The organism is Pseudomonas brassicacearum (assembly GCF_003732175.1).
GTDB classification, from domain to species: Bacteria; Pseudomonadota; Gammaproteobacteria; order Pseudomonadales; family Pseudomonadaceae; genus Aquipseudomonas; species Aquipseudomonas brassicacearum_G.
The window spans coordinates 224,070-245,916 of record NZ_MOBI01000022.1 but is presented as its reverse complement, the minus strand read 5'-3'; the positions used below and the strand labels follow the sequence as shown (position 1 = coordinate 245,916).

Annotated in this window: 9 protein-coding genes; 4 read left to right on the top strand and 5 right to left on the bottom strand. The window is 61.5% G+C overall.

Annotated elements, in window-relative coordinates; genetic code table 11:
- Nucleotides 1-89 precede the first annotated feature (89 nt).
- Both BK658_RS21755 and BK658_RS21750 read right to left on the bottom strand, forming a co-directional pair.
- On the bottom strand, nucleotides 90-1,412 hold the full coding sequence (locus BK658_RS21755) for an ATP-binding protein (protein ID WP_123584101.1): 1,323 nt from the start codon (nucleotides 1,410-1,412) through the stop codon (nucleotides 90-92).
- A complete protein-coding gene (locus tag BK658_RS21750; protein ID WP_123428850.1) occupies nucleotides 1,409-2,089 on the bottom strand; it encodes a response regulator in 681 nt (226 codons plus the stop codon). The genes BK658_RS21755 and BK658_RS21750 overlap by 4 nt, the downstream gene beginning before the upstream one ends.
- 153 nt (nucleotides 2,090-2,242) lie before the next feature.
- Between BK658_RS21750 and dsbD the strand changes: the two genes are divergently transcribed.
- Genes dsbD through dsbG form a run of 3 tightly spaced genes read left to right on the top strand, consistent with a single transcriptional unit; the run spans nucleotide 2,243 to nucleotide 5,588 of the window.
- Nucleotides 2,243-3,979, top strand: a complete 1,737-nt coding sequence (dsbD, locus tag BK658_RS21745; protein WP_123584100.1) for a protein-disulfide reductase DsbD — start codon at nucleotides 2,243-2,245, stop codon at nucleotides 3,977-3,979.
- Nucleotides 3,979-4,845: a TlpA disulfide reductase family protein gene (locus BK658_RS21740; protein WP_123584099.1), complete on the top strand. Its 867-nt coding sequence runs from the start codon at nucleotides 3,979-3,981 to the stop codon at nucleotides 4,843-4,845. Before dsbD ends, BK658_RS21740 begins: the two co-directional genes overlap by 1 nt.
- Nucleotides 4,821-5,588 carry a thiol:disulfide interchange protein DsbG gene (dsbG, locus tag BK658_RS21735; protein ID WP_123584098.1) on the top strand — a complete coding sequence of 256 codons (768 nt, stop codon included), beginning with the start codon at nucleotides 4,821-4,823 and terminating at the stop codon, nucleotides 5,586-5,588. Before BK658_RS21740 ends, dsbG begins: the two co-directional genes overlap by 25 nt.
- A 118-nt stretch (nucleotides 5,589-5,706) precedes the next feature.
- Here dsbG and BK658_RS21730 read toward each other — a convergent pair whose 3' ends face one another.
- Complete coding sequence (locus BK658_RS21730; protein WP_123584097.1) at nucleotides 5,707-6,519, bottom strand: alpha/beta fold hydrolase; 813 nt, start codon at nucleotides 6,517-6,519, stop codon at nucleotides 5,707-5,709.
- A gap of 170 nt (nucleotides 6,520-6,689) precedes the next feature.
- Nucleotides 6,690-19,703, bottom strand: a complete 13,014-nt coding sequence (locus BK658_RS21725; RefSeq protein WP_123584096.1) for a non-ribosomal peptide synthetase — start codon at nucleotides 19,701-19,703, stop codon at nucleotides 6,690-6,692.
- Nucleotides 19,704-20,073: 370 nt separating this feature from the next.
- Here BK658_RS21725 and BK658_RS21720 point away from each other — a divergent pair, with 370 nt between their 5' ends.
- Nucleotides 20,074-20,622 carry an RNA polymerase factor sigma-70 gene (locus BK658_RS21720; RefSeq protein ID WP_123584095.1) on the top strand — a complete coding sequence of 183 codons (549 nt, stop codon included), beginning with the start codon at nucleotides 20,074-20,076 and terminating at the stop codon, nucleotides 20,620-20,622.
- A 133-nt stretch (nucleotides 20,623-20,755) separates the two neighbouring features.
- On the opposite strand, the gene BK658_RS21715 is transcribed toward BK658_RS21720, so the two are convergent.
- Nucleotides 20,756-21,769, bottom strand: coding sequence for a GNAT family N-acetyltransferase (locus tag BK658_RS21715; protein WP_123584094.1), 1,014 nt, complete (start codon nucleotides 21,767-21,769; stop codon nucleotides 20,756-20,758).
- Nucleotides 21,770-21,847: the final 78 nt, after the last annotated feature.

Sequence of the window (21,847 nt, the reverse complement as noted above, 5' to 3'; positions counted from 1 at the left end):
AAGCTGCGAGGAACGATAGCGTTGCGAGGGCCAGGTGGCTAATGGAGAGAAGTTACATTTGATGTGCAGCGAAAATCGCTATCGCGGAGTCAGGGCTGCAACGGCATCGTCAGTTCAACCCGCAAGCCGTCGGCACGGCTGTCGAAATGCAACACGCAGCCGCAGCGCTGGACGATCGCCTGGACAATCGCCAGCCCAAGCCCGCAGCCGGTGCTTGAGCCGTTGCGCCAGAAACGCTGGGTCAGGTGTTGCAGGTCATCGGCGGCGATGCCAGGGCCATGGTCGCGCACCTGAAAACGCACGCGGTTACCTGTGGTTTCAAGGCTCAGTTCCACCGCCGCTTCCGCCGGGGTGTGGCGCAAGGCGTTGTCCAACAGGTTGCGCAAGGCAGCAATCGACAGCACGGCTGGCATCTGCACCGGGGCCTGTGAGTACTTCGCTGGCAAGTGCAGTTTGATCCGCTGACGATCACCGCTGGCCGCGTCCTGAATCGCCAGACGGGCCACCTCTTCGGCGCTGCACTGCACACCATCGTCGAACGACAGACTGCCTTCAACCCGCGCCAGCAACAGCAATTGCTCAAGCGTGCGGTGCAAGCGATCGGCGCCTTCCTCGGCGCGAGCCAATGACTGATCGCGGGCGGCGCCTTCGGTCATGCGCGCCACTTGCAGGTGTGTCTTGATCGCCGTCAACGGGCTGCGTAGCTCATGAGCGGCATCGCCAGTCAGCCGTCGCTCGCGCTCGATGGCCTTGCCGATTCGCTGGAACAGCTGATTCTGGGTTTCCAGCAACGGTTGCAGTTCGCTCGGCAGTGGATGGATTTGCAACGGTTCAAGGGAGTCGGCACTGCGGCGCATCAAGGCGTCGCGCATGCGATTAAGCGGCGCCAGGCCTTGGCCGATCCCCAGCCAGAGCAGCCACAGGCAACCGAGCAACGCGACGCCCACCGGCACCGACGCGGCCAGCAGTACCGACATGTTCAGCGCCTCGCGCTCGACTTGCCGGTCGGCCGTGGTAATGCGCACATCCCCGCGAGCCAGGGTGAAACTGCGCCAGCGCGCACCGTCGATCATCTGGTCATGGAAGCCCATCTGTTCGGCTTCCAGGGTTTGTTCGGGAGTGCTGTGACTGCGGGCCAGAATCTCGCCGCGCAAGGAGCTGACCTGACAGGCCATGCCCCCCGGAATATTCAACTGCTCGGCACTAAAATGGGTGCCATCGCCCTTGCTCGGCAAAGCCGGCAATTGCTCGAGCAATCCGGCGACCATGCGCGCCGAGGCCACCAGCCGCTGGTCGAGGGAAAACATCATCTGATTGCGCAGGTCGCTGAGCATCCAGGCCGCAGCCAGGGCCCAGATCAGCGCGAAGGCCGCGCCGAGGGTCAGACTCAAGCGCAAACGCAAACTCATCACTTCGACTGCTCTCCGCCATCCGCCGGCCCAAGGCGATAACCCAGCCCGCGCACGGTTTCAACGATGCCGTTGCCGAGTTTACGTCGCAGGTGATGGATATGAACGTTGAGGGCGTTGCTTTCCAGTTCATCGTTGAACCCGTAGACGCTGTCCTTGAGTTGCTCGGTCGACAGCACCCGGCCACGATTGTGCAGCAAGGCTTGCAACAGCGATTGCTCGCGACGCGACAAGTCCACCGGCTGACCGGCCAGCAGGGTTTCGCGGCTGCTCGGGTCGTAAGTCAGGGCGCCATGCTCGATCAGATTGACGCTGCGCCCCGCCACGCGGCGCAACAAGGTGTGCAGGCGCGCAGCCAATTCACGCAGGTCGAACGGCTTGAGCAGGTAGTCATCGGCGCCAGCTTGCAGGCCATCGACGCGGTCGGTCACCGAATCGCGTGCGGTCAGAATCAGCACCGGAATCTCCAGACCGTGATGACGCAACTGCTGAAGCAGCTTCAGACCGTCTTCGTCCGGCAGCCCCAAGTCGAGCACCATGACATCGAACTCGGCAACCTTGAGCATCGCCCGGGCAGCCGAAGCCGTGGCGACATGCTCCACGGTCAGGCCCTGGGCCGTGAGGCCGGCAACAATGCCGCTGGCAATCAGCTCATCATCTTCACAGACAAGTACGTGCATGGTGAGACCTGTAGAAAAGCATTGATTAAGAGGGCAGCGGATTAAGCGGACATTATGCCCGACGTGTCATTGCCACAAGGATAACGCGGTTAATCATCGGTTAATCGCCACCCATCATCGTGCACCCTACTTGCACCGCGATAAGGCTTTCCCATGCGTCGTCTGTTTCTACTGTTTTTTCTTTTCTTCGCAGGGCTGGCCCAGGCAGCGTCGAATCCGTTCGACACCAAAGCTGATTTCCTGCCGGTCGGCAAAGCTTTTATTTTTACTTCCGAACGCCTTGAATCCGGCGAAACCCAACTCTTCTGGCAAATTGCCGACGGCTACTACCTGTATCAACAACGGATGAAGTTTGACGGTTTGCCCGAAGCGGATAAACCGCCGTTGCCTTTGGGTGAAGCCCACAGTGACGAGTTTTTTGGTAATCAGCAGGTGTATCGCCAAGGCCTGGAATTGAAAGTCCCGGCCGGCGCCAGTGGCCAGATCAAAGTGGGATTTCAGGGCTGTGCCGATGCCGGTTTATGTTATCCACCGCAAACTCAGGTGATCGACCTCGGTGGCAGCACGGCGGCGGTCAATGCCGCGCAAGCACCGGATGAAGCCTTGGCCAGCGGTCTGCAACAGCAGGCGCTGGGCTGGAGTTTGCTGGTGTTCTTTGGTCTGGGCCTGCTGCTGGCTTTCGCGCCTTGCTCGTTGCCGATGCTGCCGATTCTCGCCGGTTTGATCGTCGGCAGCGGCGCCAGCCCCAAGCGTGGTTTCGCTTTGGCCGGCAGTTACGTGGTCAGCATGGCGCTGGTGTACGCGTTTTTGGGCGTATTAGCTGCGTTGCTCGGTGCGAACTTGCAGGCATTGTTGCAGAACGTCTGGTTACTCGGCAGTTTCGCCGTGGTGTTTGTGTTGTTGTCGTTGCCGATGTTCGGTTTCTTCGAACTGCAACTGCCAGTCGCGCTGCGTGACCGTCTGGAAAACGCCAGTCGCAAGCAAGGCGGCGGCAGCCTGATCGGTGCCGGGGTGCTCGGCGCCTTGTCCGGATTGCTGGTCGGCCCGTGCATGACCGCGCCGCTGGCCGGTGCTTTGTTGTACATCGCCCAGAGCGGCAACGCACTGCACGGTGGGCTGATCCTGTTCGCCATGGGCATCGGCATCGGTTTGCCGCTGTTGTTGCTGGTAACCGTCGGCAACCGCTTCCTGCCCAAACCCGGCACCTGGATGAACCTGCTCAAAGGTATCTTCGGCTTCCTGTTCCTCGGCACCGCGCTGGTGATGGTGCGGCCAGTGCTTGATGAGTCGCTATGGATTGGCCTGTGGGGCGCGCTGTTGTTGATCATCGCCTACAGCGCCTGGCGTCAGACCGACGGATTCGGCCGCGCCGCCCATGCGTTCGGTGGCATGGCGCTGCTTTCCGGGCTGTGGGGCAGCCTGCTGTTGATCGGTGCCGCAGGCGGCAGCGATGACCTGTTCAATCCGTTGCAGGTTTACAGTGCACAGGCATCGACCCGCGTCGCCGGCCCCACTGCCGACGACGCCTTCATCACCGTCAAGGATCCTGCTGCGCTGCAACGCGAACTCGACGCTGCTCGCGCCCAAGGCCAGTGGGTGCTGCTGGACTACTACGCTGACTGGTGTGTGTCATGCAAGATCATGGAGAAACAGGTGTTCGGCAAATCCCAGGTAATGGACGCGCTGAAAGATGTCCGCTTGCTGCGTCTGGACGTGACCGCCGACAATGTTGCCAGCCGTGAACTGCTCGGCCGTTATAAAGTGCCGGGGCCGCCAAGCCTGCTGTGGATCGGCACCGACGGCATCGAGCGCCGTAGCCAGCGCATCACCGGAGAGGTCGATGCCGCCGGTTTCCTCCAACGCTGGAACATGACTCGGGACGCTCGTTAATGCTGACCTTTACCCTCGGCACCTTTGCCATTGCGCTCAACCACCTGCTGCTGATCAGTGCCCTGGCACTGGCCACCCTGGTCGGCTGGCGGGTGGCCAAGCGCGGTGGCGAGAACCCCGAGTCGGTGCTGTTCAGCCTGTTCCTGCTGGGCTTGCTCGCGGCCAGGGTGGGTTTCGTGCTGGCGTACTGGGCTCACTACCGCGATGACCCGTGGCAGATCATCGACCTGCGCGATGGCGGTTTTCTCGCCTGGCCCGGGGTGGTCGCCCTGCTGTTGGCAACGCTGTTGCGGGCCTGGCGCCGACCGGCGCTGCGTAAACCGTTGGGCGCGGGTGTCGGCAGCGGTCTGTTGTTCTGGTTACTGGCAAGTTTGTCCCTGAACCTCTACGAACAAGGCACGCACCTGCCGGACATCGTCTTGCGCAATGCCGCCGGCGAAACCGTGCAACTGGCCGACTATCAGGGCGGCCCCTTGGTGATCAACCTGTGGGCCACCTGGTGCCCGCCATGCCGGCGCGAAATGCCGGTGCTGGAGAACGCCCAGCAACATCGGCCCGACCTGACCTTTCTGTTCGTCAATCAGGCCGAAAGCATGCAAAGCGTCAGCACCTTCCTCGCGACCCAGGGCCTGAGCCTTTCCAACGTGCTGTTCGATAGCGGCGGCCGACTGAGTCAGGCCGTCGGCTCCATGGCGCTACCGACTACGCTGTTCTACAGCGCCGAAGGCCGAATGCTCGGTAGCCACCTGGGTGAATTATCGGAAGCCAGCCTGGCCCGCGCCCTGGAAAGCTTCGACTCCCCAACTTCAGCCATACAGGCTACACCCTCAAGGAAACTGCCATGCCCCGCCTCCGCCACCTGCTGACGCTGTCCCTGGGCGCAGCGCTGCTGCAAATCCCGATGCTGCAGGCCGAAGAACTGCCTGCGGCGATCCGCAAGATCGAAGAAAAAGGCGCGAAAATCATCGGCAGTTTCGATGCGCCTGATGGCCTGCGTGGTTACGCGGCGCAGTATCAGAACCGCGGCATGGCCCTCTACCTGACGCCAGACGGCCAGCATGTGCTGCTCGGCAACCTGTACGACGCCGACGGCAAGGACCTGAGCGCCGAGCCGCTGCAAAAACTGGTCTACGCGCCAATGGCCAAGGAACTCTGGGCAAAGATGGACGCCAGCAACTGGATCGCCGACGGCAGCAAGGATGCACCGCGCACCGTCTACCTGTTCAGCGACCCGAACTGCCCTTACTGCAATATGTTCTGGGAGCAGGCCCGACCGTGGGTGAAGGCCGGCAAAGTGCAATTGCGGCACATCATGGTCGGGATCATCCGCGAAGACAGCCCGGGCAAATCCGCTGCCCTGCTGGCCAGTAAAGACCCGAGCAAGGCTCTGGAGGAACACGAAAAGGCTGGCAAGCAAAGCTCGCTGAAAGCGCTGACCAGCATTCCCGCCGCGATCCAGGCCAAGCTCGATGCCAACATGAAGTTGATGGAAGAACTCGAATTGTCCGCCACTCCGGCCATCTTCTACATGGACGACAAGGGCGAGTTGCAACAACAGCAAGGCGCGCCGTCGCCGGATAAGTTGGTGAAGATTCTCGGGCCGAAGTAGTTTTTGCCGTCAGAGTGTTGGTGGTCTCACTGACGCTATCGCGAGCAAGCTCGCTCCCACAATTGATCGCATATCCCTGTGGGAGCGAGCTTGCTCGCGATGGCGTCCGGATGATCGACTAAGTTCTCTCAGCCAGAAACTTCAGCAGCGCCTCGGTGACGAACTCGGGATTCTCCAGACTGGAGATATGCCCTGCCTCCGGCACCAACAGATACGGACAACCGATCAACTCGGCCATTTCCCTGGTTTCCGACGCTGGCCGCGGTTTGTCCTGATCACCGCACATCAGCAGCGTGGTTTCAGGATTCAGTTCGCCCAGGCGCGGTAACAGATCATCACGACCAAACGTGATGCGGCCCATCGGCACAATGCTTTCACGCAAACGCTCAGGTGGTAGCGCGGCCAGCTTGGCACGGAAATCCTGATAGAGCGCCGACTGTGGGTCGACGCCTGGGCGGAAGAAAATCGGCACCACGATATCGAGTAACTGCGGCGAGATGACACCGCTGTCTTCGATCTGCTTGAACAACGAGAAATAGTATTGGCGAGTCGGCTCAGGCTCGACACCGACATAAGTGTCCATCAACACCAGGCCGTTGAGGCGCTGTGGGGCCGACAGCGCCAGACGCACGCCCCACATGCCGCCGACCGAAAGCCCGACCAGGGTGACGCGGTCAATATCCAGATGATCAAGCAGCGCCAGTACCTGCCGCGCCTGATCATCCAGCGAAGTCATACCCTCAGGTAACGGCCCGGACTCGCCGTGCCCCCACAGGTCCAGGGCAATCACCCGATAGTGTTGCGACAACGCTGCAATCTGCGGCGCCCACATGGCCTGGTCCCACAAGTAACTGCCGGCCAACAGCACCACCGGACCAGTGCCTTGGTCAACGTAGTGAAGCGCTTGTCCATCAATCGTAGCGAAGGGCATTCACTGTCTCCTTTCTGAATGGGGCCCATCAAAAAAAGCACAGGCAGCCTGAGCCGGTCAGTTTCTTCAGTCAATGCGCAAGTTGCGCCATCAGTAAAAGATCGCAGCCTGCGGCAGCTCCTTGTATGTGAACGGCTGTAGGAGCTGGCGAAGCCTGCGATCTTTTGACGTTAAAGCCTCTCCAGCTCCGCCATCAAATCATTCAACCGATCCACTTTTTCCTCGGTGATGTCGGTCGCGGCCAGCCCTTCGATGTACTCCGCCAACTCCTCCACCGTGCTGCACTCGAACATTGCTCGCAGCGGTACCGTGCGTTGCAGGGCTTTTTGCACCCGCGAGGCGATTTGCGTGGCAAGTAGCGAATGGCCGCCGAGTTCGAAGAAGTTATCGGTGACGCCAACTTTTTCGACCTTCAATACCTCGGCCCAGATCTCCACCAGGGTTTCCTCAAGTTCCGTGCGTGGCGCTTGATAGTCCTGACTCTGCATCTGGCCGATTTCCAACGCCGGCAGCCGCTGGCGATCCAGTTTGCCGTTGGCGTTGAGCGGCATGCGTTCCAGCCATAACCAGTGCAGCGGCACCATGTATTCCGGCAGTTCGATGCGCAGGCGTTGTTTGATGCGCTCCAGCCGTTCGCTCGGGCTCAAGGCCGATTCACTGGCGACCAGATAACCGACCAGATGCTTGCCGTTGACGCCCTCTTGCACCCCCACCGCCGCGTCGCGGACTTCCGGTTGTTCGTGCAGCCGCGCTTCGATTTCGCCCAGCTCGATGCGGTAACCACGGATTTTCACCTGATGGTCGATACGGCCGACGTATTCCAATACGCCGTCCGTGCGCCGCCGCGCCAGGTCGCCGGTGCGATACAAACGCTCACCGGCCGCGCCGAACGGATTGGGCACAAACACCTGAGCGGTGCGCAACGGGTCGCTGACATAACCGCGACCGACACCGGTCCCGGCCACGCACACTTCACCGACGGCCCCCAGCGGCACCAGCTCCAGCGCGCCGTCGAGCAGGTACAAACGGTTATTGTCAGTCGGCGTACCGATCGGCAAATAACTACCGCGGGTCGAGGCCAGGTCGACGCGGAAGAATGCCACGTCATCCGAACATTCGGCCGGGCCGTAAGCGTTGACCAGCCCGATGTCCGGGTAACGTTGCAACCATTGACCGGCCAGCTCCGGCGGCATCGCTTCGCCGGTCGGCAGCATCCAGCGCACCCCGTCGAGGTGCATGCGCTCCTGGGCGAGCATGCCCTGAATCAGCGACGGCACGCTCTCCAGCACGGTGATGCCCTGCGCTTGAACATGCCCGAGCAAGCCTTGTGGATCATGAGCGATAGCGTTCGGCACGATGTCCACCCGCGCACCGAACAGCGGCGCGGCGAGGAACTGCCAGACCGAAATATCAAAGCTTTGCGAAGCGGTTTGCGCGATCACATCCGTATCGCTCAGGTGCAAGTACGGCACCTTGCTCAATTGGTTATTGAGCATGCCGCGCTGCTCGACCATCACCCCTTTGGGCAAACCGGTGGAGCCCGAGGTGTAGATCACATAGGCCAGATGATCGGGACCGCTGTAGAGACCTGGATTTTCAACCGACGCAGCACTGGCTTGCACCTCTTCCCAGACCAGCAACCGTGGTCGGTTGGCGCAACTGAATTCATCCAGCAACGCCACCGCCTGCTCACGGCACGCCGCACTGCAGACCAGCAACGGCGTGCGGCTCAGCTCGATGATCCGGCTCAGGCGCTGACTGGGCAGTCCCGGGTCCAGCGGCAAGTAACCGGCGCCGGCCTTGAAGCTGCCAATGATCATCCCGAGCAGATCCAGATTACGTTCGGCCAACAACGCCACCGGCTGATCCATCCCGACGCCCGCCGTGATCAAGGCATGACCGAGACGGTTGCTGCGCTGGTTCAACTCGACGTAGCTGAGTTGCTGGTCCAGGCAACTGGCGGCAATACGCTGTGGATGGGCCGCGACTTGCGCCTCGAACAGTTCGACGTAGCTCTGCTCCAGCGGGTAGTCATGCTCGCTCTGGTTACAGCCATGGATCAGGAAGTCCTGTTCCGGCTCACCGAGCAGCGGCAAGTCTGCCATGTCGCCATGGAAGCCTTCGATCAACGCCAACAGCAAACGCTTGAACTCGCCGAGCATGCGCTCGACCGAGGATGCATCGAAATAGCGCTGGTCATAAGACAGGTGCAAGCCAAGGTCATCGCCCGGGTAACACACCGCCGTCAGCGGGAAGTTGGTGTGGGTGCGGCCCGAGTCCGAGGTGGCGTTAAGGCTTTGTGCACGGTCCAGCACCGACACTTCCACCGGGGCATTCTCGAACACGAACAGGCTGTCGAACAGCGGCTGGCCCTTGGGCAGTTCACTGGTTTCCTGAATGCTCACCAGCGGCAGGTATTCGTACTCGCGCAGTTGCAGGTTGATGTCCAGCAAACCGCTCAACCATTGGCGCACACTGCACGGCTGATGGCCTTCCGGCAGTTTGACCCGCAGGGCAATGCTGTTGATGAACAGCCCGACCGTACGCTGCAGGTGCGGCATGTCCACCGGACGCCCAGCCACGGTGACGCCGAACAGCACGTCGCGATCACCGCTCAAACGGCGCAATACCAGCGCCCACGCCGCTTGGGCGAAAGTGTTGATGGTCAGTTGATGGGCCTGCGCCAGTTCCCGCAGTTGCGCGCCGTCGCGGGTGTCGAGTCGGGTATAGCAGTCGCCTACGATCATCCCGCCGCTATCACCGGCATGTTCACGCAGGAACGGACGATCACTCGGAATCGGCGTGGCCCGCTCAAAGCCTTGCAGGTTGTTCTTCCACCACTGACGCGCCTCGGCCAGGCTTTGGCGTTGCAGCCAGCCGATGTAATCGCGATAGCGCGGCGGCACGGCCAATTGCGCCTCACGCCCTTCACCCAGTGCGGAATAAATCTCGAAGAAGTCATTCATCAACAACGACCGGCACCAGGCATCAATGAGGACGTGGTGGTTGCTCATCATGAACCAGTAGCGCGCCGCGCCAACACGGATCAAGCGCAGGTGAAACGGCGGCTGATTGAGCAGATCGAAGCCGGCCTCACGTTCGCGTTTGAGCAGCGCTTGCAGCTTCGGTTCTTGCTCGGTTTCAGCCACCGCGCTCCAGTCCAGGTACTCGATGGGCGTGCTGCCGGGCTTGTGGATCACCTGCAACATCTGCGCGCTGATGTCCCAGCAGAACGAAGCGCGCAAGGCTTCGTGACGGGCGATCACCGCCTGCCAGGCCTGGGCAAAGCGCTGCGGGTCGAGTTCACTGTTGATCCGGTAACGGTCCTGCATGTAGTACAGACCGGTGCCCGGCTCCAGCAAAGTGTGCAGCAACATGCCTTCTTGCATCGGCGTCAGCGGGTAAACGTCTTCAATCTGCGCGGCGGGCACGGGCAACGCGTCGAGCTGCATTTGAGTCAGTTGCGCCAGCGGGAAGTCCGACGGCGTCAGGCCACCGGCCTCCTCGCTGAGGCAATGTTCGATCAGGCTCTGCAATTCGTTCAGGTAGGCATCCGCTAAGTCGCTAATGGTCTGTGCATCGTGCCGTTCCGCGCTGAAGGTCCAGCGCAGCAGCAGTTCACCGCCGTAGACCTGACTGTCGATGCTCAGCTCATTGGGCTGTGGCGCCTCAGGGTCGTGAGCGGCACCGAGCGGTTTGTCCAGTGGCTGGAACAGTGCATCGCTGCCAAAGCTCTGATCGAACTGCCCCAGGTAATTGAAGGTGATCGGCGCCTGTGGCAATGCCGCCATGCCGTGTCGGCACAGGCCATCAGCGAGGTAACGCAACACGCCATAACCCAGGCCTTTGTGCGGCACGGCGCGCAGTTGTTCTTTGATCGCCTTGATCGAAGCGCCCTGCCCGGCGGCTTCTTCGATGCCTTGCGGGGTCAGGCGCAGCGGGTAAGCGCTGGTGAACCAGCCAACGGTGCGGGTCAGGTCGATGTCGTCGAATAGGCTTTCGCGACCATGGCCTTCCAGTTGAATCAACGCCGAATCGTTGCCGCTCCAGCGGCACAGCACACGGGCCAATGCGGTCAGCAGCAGATCGTTGACCTGGGTTCGGTACGCGCTGGGCGCCTGTTGCAACAGTTGCCGCGTGTACTCAACGCTCAAGCGTACGCTTACGGTTTGCGCATGCCGGTTTTGCCGGCCACCTTCAGGGCGCTCGCATGGCAAGTCTGCCTTTGGCCCGGTCAGTTGATGCTGCCACCAACTGAGTTCTTCGCGCAGCGATTCGCTGCCGGCGTACGCGTGCAAGCGTGCGGCCCAATCACGCAACGCACTGGTTTTAGCAGGCAAACGCACCGCCTGCTGCGCAGTGATTTGACGGTAGGCTGTTTGCAAGTCGTCCAGCAATACGCGCCACGACACCCCGTCGACCACCAGGTGGTGAATGGCGATAAACAGCCGTTGCCCGCCCTCCGGCCCATCGACCAGCACCACGCGCATCAGCGGACCGTGCTCAAGGTCGAGGCTGCGTTGGGCATCGGCGAACAATGCCGTGCAGTTCTCCAGCGACGGCACGCGGACTTGCCAGAGCAAGGCGGCATCCGTCAGCGGTTGGTGTTCGGCCTGCCAATGACCGGCCGTTTGGCGAAAGCGCAGGCGCAGGGCGTCGTGCTGTTCAAGCACCGCCAGCAGCGCTTGCTCCAGGCGATGAGGCTCCAGGTTTTGCGTTGGTGCTAACAACAACGCCTGGTTCCAGTGCTGACGCTGCGGAATATCGCTGTCGAAGAACCAGTGTTGAATCGGCGTCAACGCCGACTCGCCAGTCAGCAAACCTTGCTCGGCCGTAACCTGTTCAGTACGGGTGGCCACCGCGGCCAGGGTCTGCACCGTTTGCTGCTGGAACAAATCCCGTGGGCTGAAATGAATGCCCTGCTGTCGCGCCCGGCTGACCACTTGAATCGACAGGATCGAATCACCGCCCAGCTCAAAGAAGTTGTCGTTGAGCCCGACTTGCGCGACGTTCAACACCTCGCGCCAGATCCCGGCCAACGCCCGTTCAAGCTCGTTGCTCGGGGCGAGGTACTGTTGACGATTGAGTTCAGGGTCCGGCGCAGGCAGCGCACGCCGGTCGAGTTTGCCGTTGGCGGTCAGCGGCATGCTGGCCAGCAGGATCAGGTGCGTCGGCACCATGTAATCCGGCAGCCGGGTTTTCAGGTGCGCCCTGAGTGCTTCGCGCAGGGCGGCTTGTTGCGCTTCATCCTGTTCGGTTACGTCGCTGACTAGATACCCGGCCAACTGTTTGCCGCCCGGAGTATCCAGCGCCAGCACCACCGCTTCACGTACCGCCGGGTGTTCCAGCAGGCGGGATTCGATTTCACCGAGTTCGATGCGAAAACCGCGAATTTTCACTTGATGATCGATGCGCCCCAGGTATTCCACCAAACCGTCGGCACGCTGGCGCACCAGGTCGCCAGTGCGGTACAGCCGCCCGCCATGACCGGCGAACGGGTCAGCGACAAAGCGCTCGGCGGTCATGCCCGGACGCTGGTGATAACCCTGGGCCAACCCTGCGCCGCCGACATACAACTCGCCGGTCGCACCTTGTGGCACCAGCGCCAGATCGGCGTCGAGTATGTACGCCACTCGAGTGCCTATCACGCTGCCAATCGGCACGCTGCCGGCGCCCTCCTCCAGTTGCTCCGGAGCCAGACTGGCGAGCGGCATGACCACGGTTTCAGTCGGGCCATAAGCGTTGAAGAACAGGCTCGGCGAGAATGCCGCGCGAATCCGTTGCAGGTGCTCGCCGGTCAGCGCTTCACCACCGGTGATGCACATGCGTACCGGCAAAGTTTCACCCTGAGTTGCCAGCCATTGCGCCAGTTGACTGCCGTAGCTTGGGGTGAAACCGAGAACATTGATCTGCTGCTGACGAATCAGTTGGCAGATTTCTTCGGCATCCCATTGGCCTTGAGCGCGCAGCACCACATGCGCGCCGCTGAGCAACGGCACCAGCAAGCGTTCGGTGGCCGCGTCGAAATTGATCGAATAGAAGTGCAACTCGCAGTCGTCGGGACGCATGCCAAAGCGCTCGATCACTGCGCGGCAATGCATGGCGATTTCACCGTGGGCCACCACCACGCCTTTCGGCTTGCCGGTGGAACCCGAGGTGTAGATCAGGTAAGCCTGATGCTGCGGCAAACTGATGAAGGGCAACTCGCTCGCCGGGTAATTGGCCAGCTCTGCGGCGTCATCCTCCAGGCACCAACGGGCCACGCCGGGCGGCAGTTCGCCGAGCGCTTCGAACATCGCCGCATCGCTCAACAGCAGGCCAACGCCGCTGTCTTCGATCATGTAGTGCAAACGGTCCAGCGGGTATTCCGGGTCCAGCGGCACATAAGCGCCGCCGGCCTTGAGAATCGCCAGCAGGCCGACGACCATTTCCAGCGAACGCTGCAGCGCCAGACCGACCCGTACCTGCGGGCCGATACCACGCTCGCGGAGCATCCAGGCCAGACGGTTGGCGCGGCGATCCAACTCGGCATAACTCAGGGTCTGCCCGGCAAAGGTCAGGGCCGGCACATCGGGATGGGCCTGCACCTGCTCGCTGAACAGCTGATGAATGCACTGATCGAGGCGATGCTCGCCGGGCTCTTGCGCGAGACTCGCCAGCAGCGTTTGCTGCTCGCTGGCCGCAAGCAACGGCAGCTCACTGAGGCGTTGTTGCGGATCGGCGAGCAAGGCTTCCAGCAGGTTGCGCCAATGCCCGGCCATCCGCGCAATACGCGGCTCATCGAACAGATCGGTGCTGTAGGTCAGGCAGCAACCGAGGCGATGATCGAGGTCGGTGACTTCCAGGTTCAGATCAAACTTGGTCGCCCGCGCATCGTTGGCCAGGTACTCGACGGTCATGCCGGCGAGTTCGCGGCTTTGTTGAAACTCCCAACGCTGAACGTTGCACATCACCTGGAACAGCGGGTTATAGGCCGCACTTCGTGGCGGCTGCAACGCCTCCACCAGATGATCGAACGGCAGGTCCTGATGGGACTGGCCTTCAATCACCGTGTGACGGACTTGCTCGAACAACTCGCCGACAGACATCTGCCCATCGAGCTGGCATCGCAGCACTTGCGTGTTGAGGAACGCACCGATCAGCCCTTCGCTTTCCGGGCGAATGCGGTTGGCCACCGGTGCGCCGATGCGCAGGTCGGCCTGGCCGCTGTAGCGGTAAAGCAGCACCGCCAGTGCGGCGGTCATGGTCATGAACAAGGTCAAACCGTGCTGCGCGTTAAAGGCCCGAACCCGTGCGGCGAGGTCATCGCTGAGGTCAAAGCGGAACAGTTCACCCTGATAGCTTTGCACCGATGGCCGTGGACGATCGCTTGGCAGTTCCAGCAACGGATGTTCGCGGCCCAGCTGCGCGGTCCAGTAATCGAGCTGACGCTGACGCTCGCCGGATTCCAGCCATTGGCGCTGCCAGACGCTGTAATCCAGATACTGCACCGGCAGCGGTTCCAGCGGCGACTCGCGGTCATCGAGGAACGCTTCATACAACGCGCCCAACTCGCGGGCGAAGATGTCCATCGCCCAGCCTTCGGTGACGATGTGGTGCAGGGTCAGCACCAGGTAATGTTCGTGCTCGGCGGTCTTGACCAGGCACGCCCGCAACAGCGGCCCGGTTTCCAGATCAAACGGCGTGTGCGCTTCGCTGTCGGCCAATTGCTGGACGTGTTGCTCGCGCAGGTTGGCGTCCAGGCCTGAGAAATCCTGCCAGTCCATGCGCAGGCCGGTTTGCGGGTGAACCCGCTGCTCGGCCACGCCGTCGACGCTCGGGAATGTGGTGCGCAGGGTTTCATGACGCAGGATCAGCGCTTGCAACGCCGCCTCGAAACGCCCGACATCCAGCAACCCGCACAAGCGCACCATACCGCCAACGTTGTAGGCCGGGCTGTCCGGTTCCATCTGCCAGAGGAACCACATGCGCTGCTGGGAATAGGACAACGGCACTGGCTGGCTGCGGTCGACTCTCTCGATCGGCGGCTGTTTGTTGTGTTTGCCGGACGCCTGAATCAGCCGCACCTGCTCGGCGAAATTACCCAGCTCACTGGCTTCGAACAACGCCCGCAGCGGCAATTCGACGTCGCAGGCCTGGCGGGTGCGGGAGATGATTTGCGTGGCCAGCAACGAGTGACCGCCGAGGGCGAAGAAGTCATCGCGCAGACCGAGCCGGGTCTGGCCCAGCACTTCACGCCAGATGCTCGCAATCTGCTGCTCCAGCGCCGTACCTGGCTCAACGTGCTCACGCACCTGCCACTGCGGCTCCGGCAAGGCCCGACGGTCGACTTTGCCGCTCGGGCTCAAGGGCATTTCGTCCAGGCGCATCAGTTGCGCCGGGACCATATACTCCGGCAACTCGGCGGCCAGCGCAGTTTTCAGGCGCGCTGATTGAGCCTCATGTTCTTCGTTGAAATCGATAGCGGTGTAATAGCCGATCAACTGCGCACCAGCCGCGGTGTCGCGCACCAACACTACGGCTTGAGCGACGTTATCCTGAGCCAGCAGCCGCGCTTCGATTTCTTCCGGCTCGACCCGGAAGCCGCGCAGTTTGACCTGCTGATCGAGTCGGCCGAGGTATTCCAGAACACCGTCAGCGGTCCAGCGTGCGCGGTCACCGGTGCGATACAAACGCATACCGTATTCACCGAGCGGATCGACGACAAAACGCTCGGCGGTCAATGCCGGCCGCCGCAGATATCCCCGGGCCAGACCGATACCGCCGATGCACAACTCACCAGGCACACCGGCCGGCAGCGGATTGAGTTCACTGTCGAGCACTCGGCAAATCACATTGCCCAACGGGCGGCCGATCGGTGAACGTTCGCCATCGCTGGTTTGGCAATGCCAGTGAGTGACGTTGATCGCGGTTTCGGTCGGGCCATAGCGGTTGTGCAGTTGCACCGCTGGCAGCTGTTCCAGCACACGATTTCGTAGTTCGGCGGGCAACGCTTCGCCGCCGGAGAACACGCGTCGCAGGCTGCTGCACTCGGCCGTCAACGGCTCATCGATGAACAGCTGCAACAGCGGCGGCACGAAGTGCAGCGTGGTCACGCCAAAGGCCTGAACCAATTGGGCGATACGCTGCGGATCGCGGTGCTCGCCGGGGCCGGCGATCAGCAAGCGGCAACCGCTGATCAGCGGCCAGAAGCATTCCCATACCGACACGTCGAAGCTGATCGGCGCTTTTTGCATCAGCACATCGGTTTCATCGAGGCGATACGTGGCCTGCATCCATTGCAGCCGCTCGCTGAGCGCCGCGTGGGTGATGCCGACGCCTTTGGGCTGGCCGGTGGAACCGGAGGTGTAAATCACGTAGGCCAGATTGTCGCCGTGCAGGTGCAACCCCGGCGCATGGCTCGACCAACTGTCGAGGTTGAGGGCATCCATCGCAATCGCGCTGACCCCTTCAGCGCTCGGCAAGCGCTCCAGCAAATGGCTCTGCGTCAGCAGCAGCGTCACGCCGCTGTCGCTGAGCATGTAGGCCAGGCGCTCGGCCGGGTAATCCGGGTCCAATGGCACGTAAGCGCCGCCGACCTTGATGATCGCCAGTAAACCGATCAACAGTTGCGGTGAGCGCTCGGCAGCAATTGCCACGCAGACGTCCGGACCAACACCTTTGTCGCGCAGGTAATGCGCCAATCGGTTGGCCCGGGCGTGCAGTTCGGCATAGTCGAGTTGGCCGCCGTCCCAGATCAATGCAGTGCGCTGCGGGGTCAATCGTGCCTGTTCGTTCAGCAATTCCGGCAGCCATTGGCTGGCCGGCGTGCAGGGCACGGCACTCCATTGCTGTTGTTCTGACTGCTCGTTGTGGCTGAGCAACGGCAGGTCACCGATGAACTGCCGGGGCTGCTCGCAAACCGCGCACAGCAGGTTGACGAAATGCTCGGCCAGACGCTCGACAGTCGCTGCATCAAACAGCTCGTCGGCGTAGTCGAACGACAGGCTCACGCGACCGTTGCGGTCTTCTTCGCTGTGCAATTGCAGGTCGAACTTGGCCTCGCGGCTGTGCCAAGGCAATTCTTCGGCGAGCAACCCGGGCAAGCGTCGCAAGGCACTGAGGTCGCGCTGCTGGTGGTTGAACATGACCTGGAACAAACCTTGTTCGCGGGCTTGCGGGAAGGCTTCGAGCAGTTGCTCGAACGGCAGGTCCTGATGGGCTTGAGCGCCTAGTGCGGCTTCGCGGGTTTGCGCCAACACCTGCACAAACGGCAAACGTGAATCGACCTCGGCACGCAGGACTTGAGTGTTGATGAAGAAGCCGATCAACCCCTGGGTTTCCAGGCGCGGACGGTTGGCGTTGGGCACGCCGATACGAATATCGCGCTGGCCGCTGTAGCGATGTAGCAAACACTGAAACGCCGCCAGCAATAGCATGAAGGTGGTCGACTCATGAGCCTGGGCGGTCTGGCGAATCGCCTCGCTCAAACTCGCGCCCAGCCGCAAACTGTGGCGTGCGGCACTGTGCCGTCGTTGCGCCGAACGTGGGTGATCGGTGGCCAGGCTGAGGGGCGGATGCTCATCGCCCAATTGCGCTTTCCAATAGGCCAACTGTCGCTCGCCCTCGCCCTGCACCAGCCACTGACGCTGCCAACTGCCGTAGTCGGCGTACTGCAACGGCAGCGGCGCGAGCTGCAGCGTCTGGCTTTGAACACCCGCTGCATACAGCCGCGAGAACTCGTCGATCAATACGTTCAACGACCAGCCATCCGCGATGATGTGGTGCATCGTCACCAGCAGTTGGTGATCTTCGTCGTCGAGGCGCACCAGCGTCACCCGGAGCAGCGGACCCTTTTCCAGATCGAACCGGGTACGCGCTTCGTCCTCGCGGATTTGCAGCGCGCAGGCCTCGCGTTCGGCCAGCGCCAGGTCGCTGATGTCGATCCGTTGCAGGTTGAATTCGCAGGCCGGGTCGACCTGTTGCAGCGCCTGACCGTCGCGTTCGAAAAACCGTGTGCGCAGGGATTCGTGGCGCTCGATCAACTGCTGGAAACTGGCGCGCAAGGCGCCTTCATCCAGCTCGCCGCGCAAGCGCAAAGCACCCGGAATGGTGTAGGCGCTGCTCTGCGGGTCGAGTTGCCAGGTGATCCACAAACGGTTTTGCGCCAGCGATTGCGGCAGTGCTTCGGTGCGCGGCAATGCGCTGATCGCGCCTTGGGCCAGTCCACCGTCCTGCTGTTGGCGGGCCACCGCAGCAGCGAAAGCACCGAGGGTCGGTGCTTCGAACAACAGCCGTAGGCTCAGCTCCAAACCCAACGCTTCGCGCAGGCGCGCCACCACTTGAGTCGCGGCGATGGAATTGCCGCCCAACAGGAAGAAGTGATCGTCGGCGGCCACTTGGGCGACCTGCAGTTGTTCACTCCAGATCTGGCCAATCAGGTTTTCGAGTTCCGAACCTGATTCAGCGCTGGCGCTCGCCGGCTCGCAGAGGCTCGGGAATAGCGCATAGCTGTCGAGACTGCCGTCGGCCAGCCGATTACGGCAGGCCGAACGTTGCAACTTGCCACTGGAAGTCTTCGGCAACGCACCGGGATTGAGCAACACCACCACGCTCGGCGCTTCCTGGAAGGCTTCGGCCACTGCCTGGCGAATGGCTTTGATCAGAGCCTCGGGCGGGAGGATTTTCTGCACGCTGCGGCTGATTTCCGCGGCGATGCCAATGCCTTCATTACCATGGTCATTCACAGCGAATGCCGCGACCCGACCTTTGCGCACCACCTCCACTTCGCGCTCGATGTGCTGCTCGATGTCCTGTGGATAAAGGTTGTGACCGCGCACGATCAGCAGGTCTTTCAGGCGCCCGGTGATGAACAATTCACCGCTGCGCATAAAGCCCAGATCACCGGTGCGCAACCAGGTACGGCCCGCGTGCTCGACAAACGTCCTGGCGGTGGCTTCAGGGTTGCGCCAGTAACCGTGAGCAATACTTGGCCCGGCAGCCCAGACTTCGCCGACCTGGTTGTCGGCCAGCTCAGTGAGTGCCTGTGGATCAACAATCAGCACCGCGTGCTCAGGCTGGCTGGTGCCGCAACTCATGATCGCGCTGCCCTCACCCGGCTCGGCGCGATTCTGCGCCAAGGCCTGTTCATCCAGCTGCAACGCCGGAATGCCCTGGCCACGCGGGCCACCGGCAACGAACAGCGTGGCTTCGGCCAGACCATAGGAGGCCATGAAATTGTTCGGGGTAAATCCGGTGACGGCGAACTTCTCGGCAAAGCGTTCCAAAGTGTCGAGGCGGATCGGTTCGGAGCCGGAATACGCCACGCGCCAACCGCTCAGGTCGAGGCGCTGCAGCGCCGACTCGCTGACCCGCTCGCTGCACAGCCGATAGGCAAAGTCCGGGCCGCCGCTGATGGTGCCGCCGTACTCGCTGATTGCTTCCAGCCAGCGCAAGGGCCGAGCGAGGAAATACGCCGGCGACATCAACACGCACGGCACGCCACTGAAGATCGGTTGCAACAGGCCGCCGATCAACCCCATGTCGTGGTACAGCGGCAACCAGCTGACGATCACGTCGTCCGGGTTGAGGTCGATGCCGAAACCGCGGCGGATCAGCCGTTCATTGGCGACCAGATTGCCGTGGCTGACTTGCACGCCTTTTGGCAGCGCGGTGGAGCCGGAGGTGTATTGCAAAAAGGCGATGTCGTCAGCTTGCAGGGTCGGCGCGACCCAGCGTTCAGCGATCGCGCTGTCCAGCGCATCAACGCAGAGCGATGGCGGCGCGTGCGCGGCGTTCAGTTCGCTCATTTGCAGCAACGAATCACGCACCTCAGCGCTGGTCAGCAGCAAACGCGGTTCGGCGTCCTCGATGATCGACAGCAGACGTTCCTGATGATGACGGCGCGTCGACTCTGGCGGATACGCCGGCACCGCGATGACCCCGGCGTACAGGCAACCGAAAAAGGCCGCGACGTAATCCGGACCACTGGGGAACAGCAGGACCGCGCGATCACCAAGCCTGGCTTCGGTTTGCAAGGCGCTGGCAATGGTCCGCGCTCGAAGATCCAGATCGCGGTAACTCAGCACGACAGCCTGCTCCGGGGTTTCGGCCAGAAAGCGCAAAGCGATCCGATCCGGCGTCAGGGCCGCGCGGCGCTGGAGGGCTTGGACCAGTGTGCTGGGGAGTTCGAACGCGTCGATCATGAAGTTTCCTGCCTGAGTTCGGCTTGCAAGTGGAATCGGTTTTCTGGCGTCACACTCATCGAGAGCGTGCAGGACACGGTCTTGGCCGACCGCGCAAGGCATTGGCAATACGGCGAAACCGGCGCTGTTGCCCGGAGCCATTCACCAATGAGAACGGATGACGTATCGAAATAATTAGTCCTCTGAGCGCTGCAAAACCGTGGTTCCAGACCTGCCCGCGTGAGGCCGTTGGCAAAAGACATTCGGGAAGATAATTAATTCGTCCTCTCAATTGACAATCATTATCATTAAGCCTAGCTTGTCGCTCGATGCGTAGGACGGCTCCGAACCCCTGGTCGCCCTACTTACTTTTTGCAGCAAGGTGATTTCCATGACGGAACCAGTAACCACAAGCAGGTGCGACTCACCCTTACTCCAGGCGTTCGTTGATAACCGACTGATTCTGGTCAAAATCGCAGCTCGTATTACCGGCTGCCGATCCCGCGCTGAAGATGTCGTTCAGGATGCGTTTTTCAGGCTGCAATCAGCACCGCAAATCACCTCCTCGTTCAAGGCCCAGCTCAGCTACCTGTTTCAGATCGTGCGCAACCTGGCGATCGACCACTACCGCAAGCAGGCGCTGGAACAAAAGTATTCGGGCACCGAAGAAGAAGGCTTGAACGTGGTCATTCATGGTGCCTCGCCAGAAACCTCGCACATCAACTTCTCGACCCTGGAAAACATCGCCGACGCCCTCGGCGAGTTGCCGAGTCGCACCCGCTACGCCTTCGAGATGTATCGCCTGCACGGCGTGCCGCAGAAGGACATCGCCAAGGAACTCGGCGTGTCGCCGACTCTGGTGAACTTCATGATCCGTGATGCGCTGGTGCATTGCCGCAAGGTCTCGGGCAAGCGCAGCGATACCTTCGCCCGCCGTTAAGATCGGAAGTTTCATCGACCCCATCGCGAGCAAGCTCGCTCCCACATTGGTACTGCGTACACAGTTCAAATGTGGGAGCGAGCCTGCTCGCGATGAGGGACTCAAGGCCAATGCAGTCCTTGAGTTTTAATCGTCACGCCAACGAACACCGATCAAAAAACCGCTCACGCCCCAAGATCATCAGCGCTGCGCGCTTGTGCGGAAAATCGAATTCCTTCTCGCAGTGAAAGCACTGATTGTGCAGATAGCCGATCATCTTCGCGTTGTCGGCACGCGGTTCGGCCACCACCCGCTGAGTCCGCGGATCGTCCAGAAACAGGTAATGCACCAGCGCCGATAGCCAGCTGGCAACCTTGTGCGGACCACGGTGATGTTCTTCGCCCACCAGCATGTGAATGCCACGGTCGTAATCGCCGGCTTCGTAGAACGGTGCGATGCGGTCTTCCTTGGCCCAATACGCTTCGAAATAGGCAAAGGGCTGGTCGTCAAAACAACCGATCAGCGTCAGGGTGTGCGGATCAGCTTCAAGCTTGCTCAAGTACTCGCGGTGCTGTTCGAGGCTGCCGGTTTCCTGCCAGAAACTCGCCACTCGCGGGCTGTTCTGCCAGCAGTTGAAACGCGGCAGATCGCTGTCGATTTCCACCGTGCGCAAGGAAATCCACGCCCCCAATCGGGCATCAAAGCGCCGGTAGACCTCGCCCCGTGGCTTGACCGGACGCCGCGGGTGACGCTTGCCATCGCTGATGAGCATCTGCTGTGGATAGCTGCCAGCGGGCGGTTCGCCCAGCCAGGGCTGCGGCAATTGCCAGAACAGGCTGCGCTCGCAATGGTACTCACCGGCGATATCGGTACTGACCAGCAAGCCACTGAGCAAGGCTTGCGTCAGCGGTTCATCAAGATGCCAGGTCAGGCGCTGACAGGCCGAGTCACGCGCAAACAGCCAGTAACATGCGGCCCAGAACGCTTCGCCAGCGGGACGGTGATAAAGCTCCAGCAGCTGAATATGCAACACGGGGCCACGGCTAAGGCTCAGCTGGATCAGCGGCTGCCCTTCCAGGGAGAGGCTCAGTCGGCTCTCGGTTTCATCAGCAACAAGACGATGCCCCAACGGCAGCGTCAGGGCAGTCAGATCATTCAGATTGGACATGGGTCGGGCTCACGGTAATCGTCGACAGTTCAACGATGTGACGTGAGCCGGGGGAGGAAATTTAGGCGTGGAATGAAA

Coding starts and splice junctions, on each gene's coding strand:
- BK658_RS21750 (WP_123428850.1), bottom strand. CDS start 2,089: ATGCACGTACTTGTCTGTGAAGATGATGAGCTGATTGCCAGCGGCATT.
- dsbD (WP_123584100.1), top strand. CDS start 2,243: ATGCGTCGTCTGTTTCTACTGTTTTTTCTTTTCTTCGCAGGGCTGGCC.
- BK658_RS21740 (WP_123584099.1), top strand. CDS start 3,979: ATGCTGACCTTTACCCTCGGCACCTTTGCCATTGCGCTCAACCACCTG.
- dsbG (WP_123584098.1), top strand. CDS start 4,821: ATGCCCCGCCTCCGCCACCTGCTGACGCTGTCCCTGGGCGCAGCGCTG.
- BK658_RS21730 (WP_123584097.1), bottom strand. CDS start 6,519: ATGCCCTTCGCTACGATTGATGGACAAGCGCTTCACTACGTTGACCAA.
- BK658_RS21725 (WP_123584096.1), bottom strand. CDS start 19,703: ATGATCGACGCGTTCGAACTCCCCAGCACACTGGTCCAAGCCCTCCAG.
- BK658_RS21720 (WP_123584095.1), top strand. CDS start 20,074: ATGACGGAACCAGTAACCACAAGCAGGTGCGACTCACCCTTACTCCAG.
- BK658_RS21715 (WP_123584094.1), bottom strand. CDS start 21,769: ATGTCCAATCTGAATGATCTGACTGCCCTGACGCTGCCGTTGGGGCAT.